Source organism: Methylophilus sp. DMC18 (genome assembly GCF_056314005.1).
In genome coordinates this window covers 106,542-126,632 of sequence record NZ_JBQUZE010000005.1, presented here as the reverse complement: position 1 = coordinate 126,632, position 20,091 = coordinate 106,542, and the positions used below count along the sequence as shown (strand labels likewise).

The window sequence follows — 20,091 nt, the reverse complement described above, 5'->3', positions numbered from 1 at the left end:
GACAAGTGGTAAACCAAACAATTACCGCATGCTCATTTAACGAATCGTTCCAGAAACGGTTGACGAATAATTCATTAATAATGACAGAATTTATCACACAGCCATCTCAAAACAAGCCAACGATTTTACTGTGTTTTTTTTTCCTTGTCATTAGCAACTGTCTGTTTATAAAACTTTTTCAACAGTACTGTTATTTTTTATACACACTGTCGCCTTCAACAACTGGCACGGTGGGGATACCATAATCCTTAAGAATCGCATCAATCTTGTCTTTGTTGCGCTCTAAAGCTTCATTAATCATTTTGATGCGATCTTTATCCTTCATACGGACAGCTACTGAAATATTCCAATACTCCTTACCTTTGAGGTTGACTTTGTTGTACTCAGGAATCAGGCGCATTTCCAGCGGGACTTTGGAATTTTTAACATAGTAACCAGCGATAGGACCCCACATCACAGCGACATCAATATCGCCTTTGACCAGATCATCAATAATGAAGCTGGTTGGCAAATTCAGATCCCGCTGCAAACGATAAGGACGTGCATTCGTCATCAAGTTGTAATCGTTGAGCGGGATAGTCGCTGGGCTCTTGTCAACAATCCCGATAATGCCTTTTTTCAAATCTGGCGAATCCCAGTTGGTAATGTCGTAATTGCTGTCTTTGCGCCAGACAAATACATGTCCTGAACGATAGTAGGGTTTGGACGTTCTCAACCCATCGAAGTCTGAGGTCATACCGATGATCACATCACATCGCATTGCATTGATGGTATTACGCAGAAACCCTTGACGATTATAGGCATATTGGAAGCTCAGCTTCTTGCCAAGGTCATCGGCCAGCACTTTTGCAATCTTGTCTTCAAATCCTTCCAGCTTCAAGTTAGAGTAAGGCATATTATCGGGATCAGAACAAACCTTGAACTCTGATTCATCAGCCACACGACGTACTTCACCGATCCGGCCTTCATCCGGGTTGATTGAAGGGATTTCGATCTCCTCAGCAGACACCCATGATTGCGTTGCCAACACCAATCCCACCGCACCCAGCATATTCCATATTTTCATTTTGATTTCGTTCCTTTTTGTGATTGTTTCCTGTCGTTTTTTGAACTTAATCATATGCAAAAGTTCGATGAATTCACGACAAACTCAATCATCTTATCGCGAATACGTATTGATTTGTAGGGAAGCCCTACTTAAATTCCTATTCATGGTTTTTAATCATGAAATTCATGAAAAAAAACACCCTGCCTAAGCAGGGTGTTAAGGAGTCAACGTACTTCTATTAGATAATTTAAGGCAAGCTCAAATTACAGTGAGAATACGTTCAATGCACCGCCGCCAGGAGCAGCGTTGTACTTGGTCAACTCTTTGTAACCACCAGCAGCACCCAGTGCGTCTGTGTCGTTAGTCATACCCAAGTTCATCGCAACACCAGCCCAACCACCGATACCAGACAATACACCAACGTATTGTTTACCAGCATGGCCGTAGGTGAATGCGTTACCAATTACACCGGAACCCACTTGGAATTTCCACAGTTCTTTACCATTTTGTGCATCAACAGCCTTGAACCAACGATCCAATGTACCGTAGAACACAATGTTAGAAGCTGTAGTCAGAGCACCACCCCAAGCAGAGAACTTCTCTTTGTTGTACCAAACTTTTTTGTTGGTCATTGGGTCGTAAGCACCGAAACCACCCATCACGCCGTCTGGACCAGCAAACATGGTCAGTGTCGCACCAACCCATGGTTGACCAGCAACGTATTTGGACTCAACTGGCTCGTATGTCATACATACGTGGTTCAATGGTGTGTACATCAAACCAGTTTTTGGTGAGTAAGCCGCTGGCTGTTGGTCTTTAGTACCCAGAGCCGCTGGACATACACCTTTAGCGTTGTAGTCTTGGTGTGTAGAAGCAGATGCCAGTTTGTCTGGTACACCTGTTTTCAGGTCAACGCTGTTAGCCCAGTTAACAAATGGGTGCACTTTTTCAGCAGCAACCAATGTACCGTTGTTAGCTTGCCATGTGTAGATAAAGCCGTTACGGTCATGGTGCCATGCGTATGTTTTGCCACCTTTGTCGAACAGGATCACTTCGTTAATACCGTCGTAGTCCCACTCATCGTGTGGTGTCATTTGCATTGCCCATTTAGCAACACCAGTGTCCAGATCACGTGCAGTGATTGTCATGGACCATTTGTTGTCACCTGGACGTACGTCTGGGTTCCAAACGGATGGGTTACCTGAACCGTAGTATACCAAGTTTGTCTTGGCATCATATGGCCACCAGCCCCATACGGAACCACCACCATGTTGCCAGCCGTCTTTCACAGCTTGTGGTTTCAACCAAGTACGTGTACCCAGTTCTTTTTCGCCGATTTTCAGTTGGTCGTTAGGGATCTTTTTGAAAGAACCGCCTTGTTTGTTACCACCGTTCACGTCTTCATAAACAGACAGCGCGTTGTACTGTGGGTTTTCTTTGTTAGTGTTAGCGTCGTGCAATGTTTCGCTATCTGGGCCTGTAGAGTAGGCTTTCCATGCCAGAGAACCATCTTTAATGTTATAAGCAACAATAAAGCAACGTACGCCGAACTCAGCACCTGAGCAACCAGTCAGTACTTTGTCTTTGATCACGTGTGGTGCGTTGGTGTTAGTTGCACCGACTTTTGGATCAGTGTTTTTAACGTCCCAAACTTTAGCACCAGTTTTTGCATCCAAAGCAACCAGCATGCCGTCGTTTTGTTGCAAGAAGATTTTGCCGTCGCCGTAGCCCAGACCACGAGAAACGTTGTCACAGCACAGAACTGCTTGTACGCTTGGGTCTTGTTTTGGGAAATAGGACCAAACGATTTTTTGGTTGTCGTTCAAATCCAGAGCGTATACGTTGTTTGGGAATGCTGTATGTACATACATCATGTTACCCACAACCACTGGAGAACCTTCGTGACCACGGTTTACACCGGTTGCGAATGTCCAGGCTGCTTTCAGGTTTTTAACGTTACCTTTGTTGATTTGAGCCAGGTTGCTGTAGCCTTGGTTGAAATGGTTAGCGCGTGGGTGTGCCCAGTTGTTGGCATCTTTCATCGCAGCTTCTTGGTCAGCAGCAGCGAATGCAACCATTGGCAAAGCAGCTACCAGACCCAGGGCCAGTTTGATTTTGTTAACTTGCATATTGATCTCCAAAGTTAGTACTAAGGGTTTAATATTAGGTGTGCACCTGATTTGCTGACACTAGGAATGAGCATAAAAAGCACACACTTTACACACCAGAGACAAGGGAAATTATCCTGAACTAACTTGGAAATTGTCACTTGCCACATGTGAGGATTGCAATATAGAACAATTTGTTTTCAATTGCAACACTTTGGTTACAAATTGGTTACAATTTTTTCAAATTATTTTTTGAATTTTTCCACCGTCTCATTGGAAATAAATTTTCACAAATAAAATCAAATAGTTAAAGAAAATCCTCTATGAAGAACCTCGCCCTCTTTCCCGAATGCCAACCATTCAAACAGTGGCATCTTGCTGCCACTTCGTTACATTCTATCTATGTTGAGCAGTGCGGGAATCCAGAAGGGGTTCCCGTGATTTTTTTGCACGGTGGCCCGGGTAGCGGCTGCAATCCTGCGCAACGGCGCTTTTTTGATCCTGCGTATTACCACATCATTCTGTTTGATCAGCGCGGCTGCGGCCGCAGCATGCCGGCGGGAGAAATTCAAGACAACACAACCCAACATCTGGTTGCCGATATTGAACAGATTAGGACCAGGCTAAATATTTCACGCTGGCATGTCTTCGGCGGATCATGGGGCAGCACCCTGGCGCTGGCTTATGCCAATCAACATCCGAATCAGGTGATCAGCCTGACCTTGCGTGGCATCTTTCTAAGCAGGCCACATGAAATTAACTGGTTTCTGGGACAGGTTGCATTGTTTTTTCCTGAAGCATGGCAGACATTGCTAGCCCCAGTCCCAGAAGCGCAGCGCAGCCAGGTACTGGAGTACTATGCAACCAAGGTGTTCGATCCTGACCCCATCGTCAGTATTCCGGCGGCAATTCATTGGAATGCGTTTGAATCCAGCATCATGAGCCTGCTGCCCAAGGCAGACAGCAGCGCGCCGGATGGCCAGGTGGAGCTCGCCCGCGCACGGGTACAAATTCACTACATCCGGCATCTCTGCTTTGTGGATGGTGAGCAGATGCTCTCCGATGCGGGCAAACAACTGACACACATTCCAACGACGATTGTTCAGGGCCGTTATGACATGGTGTGCCCACCGCAAACGGCTTGGGCACTGAGCCAAGTTCTGCCTCACGCCAAGTTTGTGATGGTTCCGGATGCTGGTCACTCCGCGATGGAGGCAGGTACCTGCCTTGCCCTGCTGAACGCCACAGAACAATATAAGCATTTATCAGACGCAGACTGAGCCACTAAACGCAATATGATGCCATCCGTATTATGGTCAACCTTGCAGCAGCAATGGCAAGGCTTGAAACAGCAGCTGTCGGCTTATACCTATTGCACGCCACTATTTGTGGTGCAGACCACCTGGCATGGTGTGATTCGCCACCGCCTGATGGCGCTGGCGGCAGCGTTGTCGTTTTATGCCCTGTTTGCGCTGATCCCGCTGATTGTGCTGATTTTCTTTTTACTCAGCCACTTGGTGTACTCATCGGATTATGCGATCGTGAAGCTGGCCATCCTGACCAGCAATCTGCTCCCGGAATTTAGCCAGCGCATCATGGTAGAGGTGTATCACAACACTCAAACCGAAGCCGCCTGGGGTGCTGTCGGCTTCTTTATTCTGCTATGGACCATCACCCCTCTGGCTGCACATATGCGCTCCAGCTTTTATCTGATTGCCAGCCGCCAGGATGTCCCCTCATTCTGGCATAAGAAGCTGCGGGACATCATGGCGGTACTGGGCGTGTTGCTGGTGTTCTTCCTGTTTACCGCGGCTGGCTTTGTGCTGGAATCAGTGATTGTCTTTTTGGCGCAGCACCTGCCAACAGCGATGATCAGCGTGGTCGGCTGGCTGGCTTCACTCTTGTTGACCACCTTGCTGATCGCCGGCTTTTATCATAGCTTTTGCCCTCTCCCCATCCAGTGGCGTCATTTGCTCATCTCAGCCTTGCTGACGGCGACGGTGTGGATGCTGATGCGCCCTGCCTTCGGGTTATTTTTAACGGTGAATAAAAATTTTGGCGCCGTGTTTGGCAGCATGAAAGCCATGTTTGTCTCGATCAGCTGGTTATATCTCAACTTTGCCGTCTTTTTGGCGGGCATAGAATTGATGGTCACGCTGAAACAAAAAGAAGTATTGCTACTGAAAGGTCTGTTTGATGATGTGCCCAATCAGCAGCATTACCTGCAAGCGCTGACACAGATCTTTGGACAGTCCTATAGCAAAGGCGACCACATCATTCGGCAAGGCGCATTGAGTACCTACTATTACATGGTGGTCGAGGGCACCTTGCATATGACACAGCACGCTAATGGGCAGGACAGCACCGTGCGCATTTTGCAGTCTGGCGATTTCTTTGGTGACATGGCCTTGTTTTCTCAACAAGCGGCAACCGCCAGTGTGGTGGTAGTCTCCGAGAGCGCATCCGTCATCCGCATAGAAAGCGACTACATGCACAGCTTGCTGGAACAAGCCCCTGAAATTGCCGTTAGACTGCTCAAACAGCGCTCAGACCACACCCGCCCCCACTAACCCACCTGCCTTTTTGGCACCCAATCCCCTTTTAGCCGATCACCATTTGCGGGAGATCAACACACGCAATCATTGCGGAATTGTAATATCTGTTACAAAATTGTAACTATATTGGGAATTTTTCATGATGGCTATTCCACTCGCACAAGAGATCAATGCATTAATACAGCAACTGAATCGCGGCCAATTCGAGGCAGTGATTCAACGTGCTCGCCATTTAGTGGCGCAACATCCTCGCGAATTTATCTTGCATCATTTACTGGCGCTAGCATTCGATCAACAGCAAGCCTACCCGCAAGCGGCTGAGGCTTACCAACATGCTTTAAACCTAAACCCGAAAGTCCCTGAGCTTTGGTTCAACTATGCGATTGTTAAAACACATCTGAATGACCTGGTTGCCGCGGAGCAAGCTTATGCCCAAGCCATTGCCTTGAATCCGCAATTTTTTGAAGCCCACGGCAATCTGGGCACGATATTGCAAAAGCAAGGCCGGCTGGACGAAGCGGTCGCCAGTTATCAGCGCGGCTTGCGCATCCAGCCGCAAGATGCACGCGGTCATTTTAATCTGGGCACCGTGCTACGCGATCAAGGCGACTTGCAAGCCGCCGTACAAAGCTATGAGCGTGCCATCGATTTGTTCCCAAATTACACCGATGCCTATAACAATCTAGGGGAAACCTGGCGCGATCAGGGCGATATGACACGGGCGGTCAACTGCTATCAGCAAGCCTTGCAGCGCAATCCCCAACATGCTGCAGCCAATTACAACATGGGCGAGTTTCTATATTTGGCCAAGCGCTTCGAAGAAGCGATCCCTTACTTTGAGACATCGCAACTGGAAGATTGGCAAGCCAGAGTCTTGTATTGTTTATATCGCGCCGAACAATTTGAGGTTTTTAAACAACGTCGCGATGCAATGCTTGCGCAAGGCCCGCACACGGCACCGTTTATCGCCACCCTCTCTACGCACTACAGCATCAATCATGGCGAGCCCGACCCTTACCAGTTTTGCCCGGATGGCTTTTCGTTTGTCTATCACCGCAGCCTGCCTGAGCTGGCCCCTGGCAGCCCCTTGCTCACACAGTTATTGAACGATATCGCGCAAGCAGATATTGCTGAACGCAAACAAGCGCGGCTCACTCACGGCAAACAGTCTGCTGGCAACTTATTCAAACGGGCGGAAGCTTCGTTCCGGGCACTGGGCGAAATCGTCAAGCGAGAGTTTCGCTTATACCACGAACACTATAAACATGCGGACTGTGCCTTAATTACGCATTTTCCCTCAGCACTGGAGTTCACCAGCTCATGGTATGTCAAGATGCAAACAGGCGGGCATCTGGATGCGCATATTCATGAAATCGGCTGGATCAGCGGCGCGGTTTACCTGGCCATGCCGGAGACTGAGGATGAAAAGGAAGGCGCCTTTGAATATGGCACGCATGGCGACCAATACCCGCAATTGCATGACCGGTTTCCGACACGTTATATCAAGCCGGCGATTGGAGATATTGTGCTGTTTCCCTCTTCGCTCTTTCATAGAACGATCCCGTTTCAGGCAGACGCAGAGCGCATTTGCATTGCCTTTGATTTAAAACCCGCGACGCCAACCGGCTTCACACGTAATGACTATTAATCTCCTACAGGTTCACAAGCCAGAAAAAATCCTTTAGTTTGATGAATTTATCAAACCGATACAGAATTTATCAATTTTGCTGATTATAGATAGGTGGCCGCAAGGTATGATAGGCATTGCATCAGACGGTAAGCTGGCCGTGGCAATGCCTTAAAACTGGCCCGCAACCCATTGTAATCTAAACCGTTCGATCAGATCCCTCACCCTTTTGGAGTCAGATCAAGATGATTTCAGCGCGCCAGTCTTGTTTTTTCCCACGCTTGCTGCTTCTCCTGCTTTACCCCTACTTCATCCAGCAAGCACATGCCAGCGTGGACGAGGCACGCACCTCAAAAAGTGAGTTACTCTACAATCTGGCCCTGTTGAGTCAGACGCCTTATCGCCCACGCCAGGAGATTTACACGGTATGTGCGTTTGAGGAAGACATTGGTCATCTCAAGGCCACCTCGCTGGAATCGCAAAAATTACAACAATCTCCGATTTTTTTGGTGACACTGAAAACACAAGCCGATGTGAAACGCTGTAATTTGCTATATATTCAAGATGTCGTCTCACAAAAGCCGTTAGAATTGCAGCAGATTATTCAAAAAGAGTCCGTGCTCACGGTTGTCCATCAGGGCAACAAGTTTGCCGAGTTTGGCCATGTAGAAATCAGCGAGCTAGACAAACGCTATCAGTTCATGCTGCGTTTGGGCGCGGCCAAACAGGCCGGCATCGTGTTCGACTCCCGCTTGATGAAACTGGCGACTAACCTTATTCAGTGATTTTGTATGTTAAAACTGCTGCCTCACCTTAAGATTGCTCATAAACTGCTGCTCACCGAGCTGGTGATGACTTTGAGTATGTTTCTGGTGTTTATCGTGTTTGCATTTGGCAGCCATTATCACAATCTGCGCACCCACATGATTCGTGACATACTGGTGCAAACTCAGGTCGTGGCCACTTCGATTGGACCCGCGGTCATGTTTGGGGAGGTCAACTCACTGACCAAAACACTGGAACCGCTGACGGATAATCAGAATATCCGCAGCATCACGATTTTTAACCAGCAGCAACAAGCGATCCAGCAACTCTATCCGCAACATCCACAATCCACTGCCGTCTGGCAATGGCTCTACCCTTTTTTCAAGGATCTGGAAGTTGAGACGCCTATCGTGGTGAATGAAAAAACGGTGGGCACCTTGCAAGCAACCATCAAGCAGGCGCAAATTGTCGATGTGCTGATTGGATTTGCCTGGTCTAACGCCATTGCGGTCCTGGCAGCCGCGCTGGTCGGCTGTCTGATTATCTGGCGACTTAACCGCAATATCGTTAACCCGATTCACGCCTTACAAAGCTTTGTCAGCAATATCACTCGCAATCATCACTATGACCAACGCATCAGCATCCGTAGTCAGGATGAAATCGGCATGCTAGGCCATGACATCAACAATATGCTGGAAAGCATCCGTCAGCGTGATGCTCAGTTACAAACCGAACTGGAACATCGCAAAGTCATTGAAGAAAAATTGCAGTTCCTGGCGCACTACGACAAAAATACCCAATTACTGAACCGTCACGCGTTTGAAGAAGCCATTACCCGTAGAATCACCGCTTCGTCCAATGGCCCAGCCAATGTGTACCTGCTGTTGTTAGACTTGGACCGTTTTAAAATCGTCAATGATTCGTTTGGCCATAACACCGGGGACAAGTTGTTGCTGCAAGTGGCGCACCGCCTGCGCGGCAACCTGGCACAAAAGGATGCGATTTTCCGCCTGGGTGGCGATGAGTTTGCCATTCTGCTGGATGCCGCAGGCCGACAAACGATAGAGCAAGTCTGCAAACGGATTATCCAGACGATTTCTGCCCAATTTATCGTCGATGACCATGAAATTAATATTGGGGTCAGCATCGGCATTGCGCAATTGAGAGCCGGATTTGACTCTAAAACCGAAGTGATGAAAAACGCGGATGTGGCGCTGTATCAAGCCAAGGACGCGGGTCGCAACACCTATCGCTTTTACAGTGAAATGGATGAAGCCAATACCTCCGAGCTACGCAATCTGCGTGAGGCGCTGCACTTCGCGCTGCAAAATCAGGAGCTGGAGCTGTATTACCAGCCCATCATCCATACACAGCTGTTGAAAACCATCGGCTTTGAGGCCTTGCTCAGGTGGCGTCATCCAACCAGAGGTTTACTCAGCCCTGACCAGTTTATCCATCTGGCAGAAGGCTCGGGCCTGATTATCAGCATCGGTGCCTGGGTGATTCACCAGTCACTCAAGCAACTGGCCATGTGGCAAGAGATGTTTGACCAGGATCTGTTCATGAATGTGAATATTTCTTCGCGCCAGATTGATGACGATAGCCTGTCAGACACTATCCGTCATGCACTGGATTTTTACCACATTTCGCCACGCACCCTGAACCTGGAAATTACCGAATCCATGGTCATGCGTAATATTGATTCTGCCAAACAAATCCTTTACTCACTGAAGCAGTTAGGCATAGGCATTGCGATTGATGATTTTGGCATTGGCCACTCGTCAATGAACTACCTGAAACAATTGCCGGTAGACATTTTAAAAATTGACAAGCAATTTACGGCGGGCATTCCGCATGACAAAGTCGATATCGCGATTGTCGACGCGTTGGTTGCGTTAGCGGTCAGCCTCAATTTAAAAGTGGTGGCAGAGGGCGTGGAAAGCGCAATCCAGTTTGAATACCTGCAATACAAACTCTGCCATCATGTGCAAGGTTACTTGTTCAGTGCGGCCTTATCTGCGAGCCAAACCACCACGTTTATGGCAGACTTCCCGGAAAGCATTCCGGCAGTGTTCAGAAAAATTGCGAGTGCAGAAAATTAATGCCTTTGATCACGACGCATGAGTGTAGTGATCAAGCTTAAAAAATCAAAAAAGTCGTTTTAGGGGGATCCATGTTACGTTTGAAATCTACCAGTTTCTGGCTGGGGCTGGCTTTGGTCAGCACCCATCAAGTGACTGAGGCAGCAGGCTTTGCCTTATCCGAACAAAGTGGCAGCGGGCTTGGGAATGCCTTTGCCGGAGCGGCTGCCGTGGCAGAGGATGCCAGTACGATTTTCTTCAACCCGGCTGGGATGACTTACCTGGAGGGGCGTCAGATCGTGGGTGCAGTCAACCTGATTAATGTCAGGGGAAATTTTGATAATCAAGGTAGTCAAGCAGCCAGAAATCCATCTCTAAATGGAGAAGGCGGTAATTTGGGCAGTTTTGCGGCGATTCCCAATCTTTATTACAAGCAGGACATTAACGATCAACTCAAAATCGGCCTCGGTATTGGCAGCCCATTTGGGCTCAAAACCGAATACGACAACAACTGGATTGGCCGCTTTCAAGCCATTAAATCCGAGCTTAAAACCGTCAACATCAACCCATCACTGGCCTGGAAACTTAATGACCAGTGGTCATTGGGATTTGGCGTGTCTGCCATGTGGGCACAGGCAGAGCTGACCAGTGCAGTGAATTTAGGGGCCGCAGAATCATCGATTAAAACCAAGGGGGACGACTGGGGATTTGGCTACAATCTGGGCGCCATTTACCAAGTCACGCCCGATACCCGGCTAGGCTTGGCTTTCCGTTCAAAAGTCGACCAGCACTTGAAGGGAGAAGCGCGCTCCCCTTTCACGTTGGCCAATGCGAGTCCATCGAGCACATTGAATGCCGACATTACAGCAGATTTATCCTTGCCTGAGACGCTTTCGCTCAGTAGTTTCAGCCGACTGGACGACCGTTGGGAGCTACTGACAGACATCACCTGGACACGCTGGAGCCGGTTCAAAGCATTGAGCATCATGCGCGATAATGGCTCAAATACTGCCATTGGGACCACGCAGGAACACTGGAATAATACCTTACGTTATTCGGTCGGGCTCAATTATCATTACTCAGACACACTCAAACTCAAAACCGGCATTGCTTACGATCAAGAAGCCATAGACAAGCAACATAGAACCCCCCGCATTCCTGGCAATGACCGTATCTGGCTGTCTTTGGGCGCGAGCTGGCAATATAGCCATGAAACAAAACTGGATGTTGGCTATGCACATTTGTTTATCCAAGAAGCCAGTATCTATGACGACCAGCGGGCGCTTACTCCAAGCAGGGGGCTGGTGGCCGGTCAATACAATGGCAGTGCTGATATTCTCAGCCTGCAGTTTAACCACCAATTCTAAGGCTTAAGGGCGCTGCGCACGCAGCGCTCAACCAAGCTCCCACATTTGTGACAAGTCAATTATGACGGGCGTAAGCTTCATGTAAGCCGCATGTCATCTAATCGTCATTTGCCAGCACGAGAATGCGTTGTCTTGTGACAACCCGCAATATCGCATAAAACATTGAGATTAAGATGACCATCAGACATTTTTTTAAACTGGCATTACTTCCAGTCGCAATCGGTCAGGCCCTGACCGCCCAGGCAGAAACACCTACAACGTCCGCCAACCAAAACGATCAGGCACCAAGCTCGTTCATGACACGTTTCATGAATGATGACAACCCGTTGCGTCTGGACTTCAACGTCGGAGACCATCCATCGAACGTACAAGTGTATGGCATCATCGATATTGCGCGCACCAGTGTTAACCACTCGTTGCCTGAGAACTACGAATTACCTAACAACTTCTATCCTTACAATGGTGCAAAAATCACACCGAGAACCACCTCAAGAACCGAGTGGGTCAATGGTGGTTTGCAAGCCTCCCGTCTGGGCATCAAGGGCGAAGTCGGCAAACTACAAATGTGGGATCGTGACTTTAAATTCATGTACCAGTTTGAAGCTGGCTTCAACCCGCTTGATATGAAGTTGCATGATGCGGCACAGACGCTGGCAGACAACTCCGGGACCAATGCCAACTCTAGCGTCAGCGCGGACTCCTCCATGAACGGTGAGTTATTTGCGCGTCAGGCCTGGGTAGGGATTGATGGCGGCAAGCTGGGGCGTGTGTCATACGGTACCCAGTACAACCCATTTTTTGAAATCACCAACCCTTATGACCCGAACAGCAAGGCAGATACCTTCTCGCCCTTGGGTGAGAGCGGCACGATTGGCGGCGGTGGCGGCATCTCAGAAAACTCCCGCATGAAAAACACGGTGAAGTATGGCAATACTTACGATGTTGAAGGGCTAGGTAAGGTCAACTACGCTGGCATGTATCAGTTTGGCAACGCCGCAGGTACCTCCGAGGGTTATGGCTACACCGGTCAACTGGGCTTTGAAAATAGCGTATTTGGCGTTCAGTTTGCCTTTAACGGCTTTAACAATGCCGTCAAGGCAGGCTCTGCAGCTGCTGGCAATCCAGCCGCCAACGACACCATTACTGCGTCCCTGTATAACACGGAAGCCACTTTAATCGCGTTGAAGTGGACGCCGAACAAGGAAATCAAATTCACAGGCGGCTGGGAATGGTACCGTTTGAAGCCTTCATCAGACCGGACAATCAAATACAGCAAACTGTTTGACCAGACTGTATTTGGCGGCGTCGCCACCTCTGCATTACAACCGGGCTATAAACAAGATAACAATGTCTACTACATTGGTGCCAGCTACGACTTTTCGCAGCGTATTCCAGCCCTGGCAGGTCTGACAGCCTCTGTCGGCTACTATGCAACCCGGTTTGATGCGATTGATGGCCCAACAGTCTCCACCAACTCACAAGGTAAAATTGACACGTGGACTTCAGTGATTGACTATAAGATCAACAAGCGGGTTGATACCTATGTTGCTTACACCAATAACCACTTTTCAGGGGACAAGTTCCCGCGTTCGACCTGGTATCAGGACGTGAAGGCGGTAGGTGCCGGGGTACGTTTCCGGTTCTAAGTTCGCTGCCTGTTCATAAAAAGGCCCAAGTCGTGCTTGGGCCTTTTTTCATATGTGCGAACTAACCCTGCAGCAGCGCAGCTTCTTGCCGCGATTGTTGCACCAGCATTTGCTCAAAGGCCTCAGCAGGCACAGGCGGGGAATAGAAAAACCCCTGGGCAAAATCACAATGGATATCCATCAGCAAATCTCGCTGCAGTGCGGTCTCCACCCCTTCAGCGATCACTTTCAGGCCTAGCTTATGCGCCATGACAATGATGGCCTCACACAAGACATAACTTTCATTGCCCGCATTCAGGTTACGGGTAAAGGACTGGTCAATTTTCAAATAATCAATATCAAATTTACTGAGGTAAGAAAGCGAAGAATATCCAGTTCCAAAATCATCGATCGCAACTTGAATCCCCAAGTCGCGATAGTACAATAAGCGCTGCTCGACGACCGGGTCGGGATTCAGTAACAAGCCTTCCGTAATTTCAACCACCAGATGCTTGCCTGCCAGTGCGTTATCCTGCAAGATTTTTCCCCAGTCATGATGAAAGCGTTGCGGGTCAACGAATTGCACCGGAGACTTGTTGACGCTAATGGCAAATGCCTCCCCCACCAGCGGCTGCCATTTTGAGGCATGCGCGACCGCCCGAGAAAAAATCCAATTACCCATCGCAACAATGTCCCCCGTTTCTTCGGCCACGGGAATAAAGAGCGCCGGACTGATCAGTCCGCGTTCAGGATGTTGCCAGCGCATCAGCGCTTCGGCTTTGACGATCTTGCCCGTGTTCAAACTGACAATCGGCTGGTAGTAATCGCGCAACTCATCCTTTTCAAGGGCCGCCTTCAGGTCGCGTGCCAACATCACGCGTTGCGACATGGCCTCTTTAATCGCTAGCGAGAAAAAGCGCAGGTTATTACGGCCCCGACTTTTTGCCTCATACATGGCCTGATCCGCATGCTGTATCATTTCTTCAGCATTGACGGCATCCTCGGGATACTGGCTGATGCCGATACTGACCGTGACATAGACGCGCTCCCCGCCAAGAATGGTGGCTTTAGAGATCTCCTGCATCAACTGCTGGCCGAATGCTTGCAAATCGGCACAGGCAGACTCTGGTGCAATAATGGCAAACTCATCCCCGCCCAGCCTGGCCACCTCCATATGATCAAACAAGCATTGGCGTATCCGTTGGCCAATCTCAATCAACAACTCATCCCCATGCCGGTGACCGAGCGTATCATTGACCTCTTTAAAGCGGTCTAAGTCGAGCAACAACAGGCTGAGTTTTTGCTGTTGGGTTGCCGCCTCGGCAATCGCCTCTTTTAGGTGGCGATTGAAATAATGGCGGTTAGGTAATTGGGTCAGGCTATCATAATTGGCCTGTTGCCAAATCGCAGCATCGGCCTGCTTTTTATCCGTGATATCAATATGCGTACCGCGCATCATCCACGGCTGCCCGTCGGCTGTACGCGAAATCAGCCGCCCCCGATCTGCGATCCACAACCAGCGTCCGTCTTTATGTTGCATGCGGATATCGCACTCATAAAAGGCAATCTCGCCTTTCAGGTGCTGTTCAACCAAGGCCATGGCCATTTTCCAGTCATTCGGATGCGTCAGACGTTTTGGCGCCTCTACGCCTAAAGGCTGGATCTCTTCGAGTTGATATCCCAGAATTTCTGCCCAGCGATGATTAAACTGACACGCTCCGGTTTGTACATTCCACTCCCAGGTGCCTGCACGCGTCGCATCAATGATTTCAGTCAGACGCAATCGCTCCAGTTCCAGTTCGGCACGCTTGCTTTCAATTTCAGCGGTCTTTCTTTTCACCGCGAGTCTTAGCATAAACACCAGCAATACCAAACTCACGGCAACGATGAATGCCACAGCCAACATCCATAACGCTTGCCCTTCATAGAGGTCTTGCTGCAAGGGACGGCCCTTCCATCGTGCCTCAATCGCAGCCATTTCAGCCGGGGTGATGGCCGCCATGCCCTTTTCAATCAAGGCCAGAATGGGCTCATTGCCCTTTTTTACCGCCCGGTGAAATTCGCCGTGATAAAGGGTAAAAGCACGCAGTACTTTTTGATCCGCCTTTGCGCGATACAGATAATAGCTAGCCGGATAATCATCCATACACAGGATCTTGATTTCGCCCTTGAGCGTGGCGATGATCATCTCTTCATAATTGTTATATAGCCGAAACGATTGAACCCCGGCTTGCTTCAGGTGAAAAATACAGCCATCGCCTTTTTGCACACCGACGGTAAAGCCACTCAGATGGCTGGAAGATGCCAGGCCACCTATGCTTTTATGCGCATAGATGCCCACCGGGAGCGTGGCATAAGGGGTACTGAAACTGAAGCGCTGTTCACGCTCGGGATCCTGATAAATCATCTCGATCACATCAGCATGCCCGCTCAACAATTGCTGTAGCGCCTGCTCCCAGACCATGGCAAGCAGGGTCACCTTAACCCCGGTTTTTTGCTCCCACAACTTCCAGGTATCCACCACAATGCCCACCGTATTGCCATTTGCGTCCTTAAACAAATAGGGCGGGTAATTATCATCACTGGTAACAGTAATGGTCTGTTCTGCACATCCGATACCGGGCTGCATCAAGCCCATGAAGCACAGCATGCAACCAGCAAGTATCGATACCTTTCGCATGGCGAAATACCGTAGAGATCTCTTTGCACCCTGATGAATCACGTTGACGCCACCCCCGCGGCACCATAGAGATGGTCACCTTATAGATTGATAACAATTCTATGTCGAACAATTATTTATCTTGAGAAATATGATGCATATCGTACACCGAAAAGATACATGAAAATAGCAAAGGCCTCTATCAGAAAACGCAAATCTATTTGCGTTCTGCTGAGAGAGGCCAGTGAATACTGCTTTCGCAGAGTCTATAAGAGCCTTATGAGGTCTGGTGTGAACTAAGCATCTGGTGCGCCAGCCTTGATCCTGGCGATCCAGTCTTCGACCTGAATGAAGCCTGCTTGTTGTGCTTTTTGTGCATCGGCTTCAGAGATCACGTCTTGCACAAATTCCAACCGTTTCCATTCAGCCAACGGGGTTTCGCATTGTGCAGAAGGGACGTAGCGCGAGGCACTTTCGCGCTGATAGCGGTGAATATAGCGTGGACAGTTTTGCCAGAGCTCAGACAAACTTACCTTGACAACAAACTCAGCCTCTTTGTAATGCGCCAACAAAGCTGGATCGGTTGAGACCTCACTGACGCCCTGCAAGCGGATACGATGCGGGCGCTCAAATGAAATAAACAGCAGCCCTACCTCGCCGTTACCCACCATATTGCCTACCGACAGCTGCATACCGTTGCCATTGTAGATCGGGAACATCAGCGTCTGGCTGTCCAGCACGCGGACAAATCCAGGAAAACCACCTTTGTAAGACACCGTAGGTCTGCCATTATGGTCCACCGTAGACAGGAAAAACATATCCAGTGACTCAATAAAGCCCTTGGCATCCTCATCAATTTCAGTTTTACAGGCAATTTCCTCAATACGGTCAGCCAGTTTTCTGGTGCCCTGCGCATCTTGCACCTGACGATGTATCTCTCCGAATAAGCGACTCATAACTCCCCCAATTGGTTAAACGTAGGTTTGCAGCAATCAATCCATTGACTGCAGCTATCTTAGCTTGTTTGGCGCATCATACTTGATTTAAACGGCACTATGTATGGTCTGAACAGTGGTTTCAACGAAAGGGGAACGATGTCTACAGGCACAAAACCGGCAAGCATCGCAGATGGGAAAAGACAGGCGCGCTCAAGCAGGTGATGCCTAATGCTGTTTCACCGCAGAGCCACAAACATCAAAAAGCCCCAGTGAATGAGTGGCTTTTTAATGCGTTTTTGATGATGTTAGGACTTGAAAAACTGGATAGGAAAACTGCGCTTCTGATCATCCACACAGATTCCATCACCAATCACGTAGACGCTACCGAGCAAGCCATCGCCCTCAATATTGATTTTAAAGTCACAATTAAGCACGGCTTTTTGGTTGGCGATTAAAAAGCTTTTGCCTGAATAGGCACGCCGGATCACCGCATCAGAGGCGCTTTGTGCATCCACCGTACGGATCACCGGGGCCACTGCACTGGTGGCCGTCCACTTGCCGGCAAGCTTGCCATAAGGAGACTCATCGATCTCAATATCACCATCGTTGCTAATATCATTAATCATGATACTTCCCGTATAGACCGCCCCATCCGTACCGATCAATTGCGCTTTATTTTTATAGACGCCCAGCTTTACCATGTTCACAGAACAGCCCGCCAACAGCAATATCGCTGCCAGCAATACACCCATTTTTTTCATTCACCGGACTCCCTTAGCCAGTTATTTATTCAATGCACACCCTCATGCGCAGCCTTACCGGTTAACACCGTCATAGTTAGTCTAACAGTCCTTCACTTATTTTTGATGACAGGTGCTTTCCATTGTAGGCAGAAGTTTGACGCCTCCGCGAACACGCATTATCCATCATAGTCTAACTTAACGCATACTCACAGTGTTATATAAAAAACTGTATAAAAGCCTTTATATTTTGCATTTCACGCCGTTATAGTCACATACAATTTACAGATAAATTATCCAAAAACCATTGGGGGTTGAATCATGGCTTGCCGCAGAGTGAAAGGGCTATGTTCGGTCGTCCATATTCTTGGTCGCCTGTGTCTGATGCTAGGCATAGGTTTTAGCGGAGCAATGCTACAGGCAGAAGAAATTTTGCCAGGCGAGTTCCCACCATCAAATGCATTGGCACTCACCACACAAGAGCGTGATTGGCTGCAGCAGCACCCACGCCTCAAGGTCGCAGTGAAAAGTGGCTGGATGCCCGTAGAGTTTCAGCTGGAAAATCACAACCATGCCGGTGTCTCCATCCAGTATCTGGAGCAGATCAGCCAGCTCACCGGTTTAACCTTTGTTATTGTCAACGATCATGACAACCTCACCCCGGCTGACGCGCCGCTCATGACAGGGATACGTGGTCAAAATCCGCCAGCCGGGTTTCAATTGCTCAAACAACCCTATCTGGTCACAGCCAATGCCATTTACATGGCCGCTAATCACCCCCTGGCACATCATGAAATCAGCCTGAGTGATCTCACAGACAAAACGGTTGCGGTATTCAAGGGCGGCCCCGTCGCACAAAAACTTAAAAATGAATTCCCCACGATCAAAATCAAACTGATTGATATCGCGGATGAGGCGTTTGATGATTTGGAGTCTGGCTATGTCGATGCCTACGTTGGCAATGAGCTGGTCCTGGACTACCACATCGACTTGCATAAAATCCAGAACATCAAGAAAGTAGGCATCACCGCTATCACCAGTGAGGTCTGGATGGGGGTAGACGCAAATCTGCCAACGTTGGTCAGTATACTCAATAAAGCCACACAACAGATTGGCACCAATCCGCCCGAGATTATGAATACCTGGAAAGCCTCGCCTGCGCCAGAGCGGACACAATACCTGATTGCGGTCCCGGGAGTGCTTGCCTTGCTTTTGTTTCTGCAACTGCTAAAAGTCTACCGCAGCAGCAAAAAACAGGCGGTGGCCGCACAGCAGGAGATTTGGTTCCAGGCTAATCACGACTTTCTCACCAAGCTCCCTAACCGCTTTCAGTTAAAAAATGAAATTGAGCAGGCCATGCAACAGGCCCGCGAATCCAAGCAGTCCCTAGGGGTCATCATTATTGATCTCGATAACTTTAAGCAGATTAACGATACGGCTGGGCATGCTTTTGGCGACGAAGTGCTGATCAAGGTCGCCGCACGCATACAATGCATGATTCAACCACCCAGCCTCACCGCCCGCTTTGGCGGAGATGAGTTTTTGATGATGCTGCCAGGGATTGATCAAGTAGGTCTACAGGCTCTGTGTGAACAACTATTGCAAGTAATGTCGCCACTCTTCGAGGTTCAGTCCAAAACAGTAAGCGTGTCTATGAGTATAGGGGCGGCGCTTTTTCCCGACCATGGTCAAGATGCCGACGAGCTGATTATGTTTGCCGATCAGGCGCTGTACCAGGCCAAGAAGTCAGGAAAACATCAATGTGTGCTGTTCAATCAGGCCATTTATGAAGAGTTTGTCCGCAAAATGCAACTGATCGAGGCGCTTAAAGAGGCCATTCCCCAACAGCAACTGTCACTGCATTATCAGCCCATCTTTCGCTTGAGTAATCTGCACTGTGAAAAACTGGAGGCCTTGTTACGCTGGCAACATCCGCAACTGGGCATGATCCCGCCAGACGTGTTTATCCCCATTGCAGAAGAACATAATTTTATTATTGCGCTTGGCGAATGGGTGTTTGCACAAATCATTCAAGACCTGCAACAGATCCAGCAACAGTTTGGCAAGGTAGAAATCTGCATTAATATTTCGTCCCTGCAATTTGCACATCCTGCCAGCCTGGAGCAATTTCTCGTCACCCTCAACGCACAACATATTCCCGGAGAACAGTTCTGTTTTGAAATCACCGAACGGCTATTGCTGGACTCCTCAGTCAATACAATGGCGATGCTCAACAATCTGCATCATGCAGGGATTAAACTGGCGATTGACGACTTTGGGACGGGCTATTCCTCGCTCGCCTATCTGCATAAATTCATGATTGATTATGTCAAAATCGACAAATCCTTCATCAGCAGCCTAACAGAAAATGAAAAAAATCAGGCCTTATGCAAAACGATGATTTATATGGGCAATCAGCTCAATATCAAACTGATTGCCGAGGGCGTAGAAACACAGGATCAAGAAACCCTGCTCAAGCAGATGGGCTGTCACTACTCACAAGGTTACTTAAGAGCAAAACCGCATCCGCTGAGTGCTGAAAAAGAATCGCTCATTCAGCAGGATTGAATAACATCCG

The 20,091-nt window shown here is 48.8% G+C and carries 13 protein-coding genes; 8 read left to right on the top strand and 5 right to left on the bottom strand.

From position 1 onward, the window contains the following. Window positions 1-190 precede the first annotated feature (190 nt). On the bottom strand, window positions 191-1,066 hold the full coding sequence (locus tag ACT53G_RS12310; RefSeq protein ID WP_194749159.1) for a quinoprotein dehydrogenase-associated putative ABC transporter substrate-binding protein: 876 nt from the start codon (window positions 1,064-1,066) through the stop codon (window positions 191-193). 245 nt (window positions 1,067-1,311) lie between these two features. Beyond that, entirely contained in the window at window positions 1,312-3,177 is a 1,866-nt protein-coding gene (locus ACT53G_RS12305; protein ID WP_194749158.1) for an outer membrane protein assembly factor BamB family protein, read from the bottom strand. 302 nt (window positions 3,178-3,479) lie between these two features. Here ACT53G_RS12305 and pip point away from each other — a divergent pair, with 302 nt between their 5' ends. The 7 genes from pip (at window position 3,480) to ACT53G_RS12270 (ending at window position 13,197) form a co-directional block, all read left to right on the top strand. Further along, window positions 3,480-4,436: a prolyl aminopeptidase gene (gene pip, locus ACT53G_RS12300; protein WP_476169552.1), complete on the top strand. Its 957-nt coding sequence runs from the start codon at window positions 3,480-3,482 to the stop codon at window positions 4,434-4,436. Between the two features lie 15 nt (window positions 4,437-4,451). Beyond that, a complete protein-coding gene (locus ACT53G_RS12295; protein ID WP_476169551.1) occupies window positions 4,452-5,726 on the top strand; it encodes a YhjD/YihY/BrkB family envelope integrity protein in 1,275 nt (424 codons plus the stop codon). Between the two features lie 127 nt (window positions 5,727-5,853). Next, window positions 5,854-7,359 carry a tetratricopeptide repeat protein gene (locus ACT53G_RS12290; protein WP_476169631.1) on the top strand — a complete coding sequence of 502 codons (1,506 nt, stop codon included), beginning with the start codon at window positions 5,854-5,856 and terminating at the stop codon, window positions 7,357-7,359. A 224-nt stretch (window positions 7,360-7,583) separates the two neighbouring features. After that, the gene (locus tag ACT53G_RS12285) at window positions 7,584-8,123 is read left to right on the top strand and encodes a YfiR family protein (protein ID WP_313988524.1); all 540 of its coding nucleotides are present in this window, start codon (window positions 7,584-7,586) and stop codon (window positions 8,121-8,123) included. Between the two features lie 6 nt (window positions 8,124-8,129). Then, the gene (locus ACT53G_RS12280) at window positions 8,130-10,205 is read left to right on the top strand and encodes a bifunctional diguanylate cyclase/phosphodiesterase (protein ID WP_275356528.1); all 2,076 of its coding nucleotides are present in this window, start codon (window positions 8,130-8,132) and stop codon (window positions 10,203-10,205) included. A gap of 71 nt (window positions 10,206-10,276) precedes the next feature. Further along, on the top strand, window positions 10,277-11,551 hold the full coding sequence (locus ACT53G_RS12275) for an OmpP1/FadL family transporter (RefSeq protein WP_313988519.1): 1,275 nt from the start codon (window positions 10,277-10,279) through the stop codon (window positions 11,549-11,551). Window positions 11,552-11,724: 173 nt separating this feature from the next. Further along, the gene (locus ACT53G_RS12270) at window positions 11,725-13,197 is read left to right on the top strand and encodes a porin (protein WP_476169550.1); all 1,473 of its coding nucleotides are present in this window, start codon (window positions 11,725-11,727) and stop codon (window positions 13,195-13,197) included. Between the two features lie 61 nt (window positions 13,198-13,258). On the opposite strand, the gene ACT53G_RS12265 is transcribed toward ACT53G_RS12270, so the two are convergent. The 3 genes from ACT53G_RS12265 to ACT53G_RS12255 form a co-directional block, all read right to left on the bottom strand. Further along, a complete protein-coding gene (locus ACT53G_RS12265) occupies window positions 13,259-15,856 on the bottom strand; it encodes an EAL domain-containing protein (RefSeq protein ID WP_476169549.1) in 2,598 nt (865 codons plus the stop codon). 275 nt (window positions 15,857-16,131) lie between these two features. Then, entirely contained in the window at window positions 16,132-16,791 is a 660-nt protein-coding gene (locus ACT53G_RS12260) for a pyridoxamine 5'-phosphate oxidase family protein (RefSeq protein WP_194749152.1), read from the bottom strand. Between the two features lie 287 nt (window positions 16,792-17,078). Continuing rightward, window positions 17,079-17,534: a hypothetical protein gene (locus tag ACT53G_RS12255; RefSeq protein ID WP_476169548.1), complete on the bottom strand. Its 456-nt coding sequence runs from the start codon at window positions 17,532-17,534 to the stop codon at window positions 17,079-17,081. 300 nt (window positions 17,535-17,834) lie between these two features. Between ACT53G_RS12255 and ACT53G_RS12250 the strand changes: the two genes are divergently transcribed. Continuing rightward, a complete protein-coding gene (locus ACT53G_RS12250) occupies window positions 17,835-20,081 on the top strand; it encodes an EAL domain-containing protein (RefSeq protein WP_476169547.1) in 2,247 nt (748 codons plus the stop codon). Window positions 20,082-20,091: the final 10 nt, after the last annotated feature.

What these genes read in the sequence shown, in the direction of transcription:
- ACT53G_RS12310 (WP_194749159.1), bottom strand. Translation starts at nt 1,066, where the DNA reads ATGAAAATATGGAATATGCTGGGTGCGGTGGGATTGGTGTTGGCAACG.
- ACT53G_RS12305 (WP_194749158.1), bottom strand. Translation starts at nt 3,177, where the DNA reads ATGCAAGTTAACAAAATCAAACTGGCCCTGGGTCTGGTAGCTGCTTTG.
- pip (WP_476169552.1), top strand. Translation starts at nt 3,480, where the DNA reads ATGAAGAACCTCGCCCTCTTTCCCGAATGCCAACCATTCAAACAGTGG.
- ACT53G_RS12295 (WP_476169551.1), top strand. Translation starts at nt 4,452, where the DNA reads ATGATGCCATCCGTATTATGGTCAACCTTGCAGCAGCAATGGCAAGGC.
- ACT53G_RS12290 (WP_476169631.1), top strand. Translation starts at nt 5,854, where the DNA reads ATGGCTATTCCACTCGCACAAGAGATCAATGCATTAATACAGCAACTG.
- ACT53G_RS12285 (WP_313988524.1), top strand. Translation starts at nt 7,584, where the DNA reads ATGATTTCAGCGCGCCAGTCTTGTTTTTTCCCACGCTTGCTGCTTCTC.
- ACT53G_RS12280 (WP_275356528.1), top strand. Translation starts at nt 8,130, where the DNA reads ATGTTAAAACTGCTGCCTCACCTTAAGATTGCTCATAAACTGCTGCTC.
- ACT53G_RS12275 (WP_313988519.1), top strand. Translation starts at nt 10,277, where the DNA reads ATGTTACGTTTGAAATCTACCAGTTTCTGGCTGGGGCTGGCTTTGGTC.
- ACT53G_RS12270 (WP_476169550.1), top strand. Translation starts at nt 11,725, where the DNA reads ATGACCATCAGACATTTTTTTAAACTGGCATTACTTCCAGTCGCAATC.
- ACT53G_RS12265 (WP_476169549.1), bottom strand. Translation starts at nt 15,856, where the DNA reads ATGCGAAAGGTATCGATACTTGCTGGTTGCATGCTGTGCTTCATGGGC.
- ACT53G_RS12260 (WP_194749152.1), bottom strand. Translation starts at nt 16,791, where the DNA reads ATGAGTCGCTTATTCGGAGAGATACATCGTCAGGTGCAAGATGCGCAG.
- ACT53G_RS12255 (WP_476169548.1), bottom strand. Translation starts at nt 17,534, where the DNA reads ATGAAAAAAATGGGTGTATTGCTGGCAGCGATATTGCTGTTGGCGGGC.
- ACT53G_RS12250 (WP_476169547.1), top strand. Translation starts at nt 17,835, where the DNA reads ATGGCTTGCCGCAGAGTGAAAGGGCTATGTTCGGTCGTCCATATTCTT.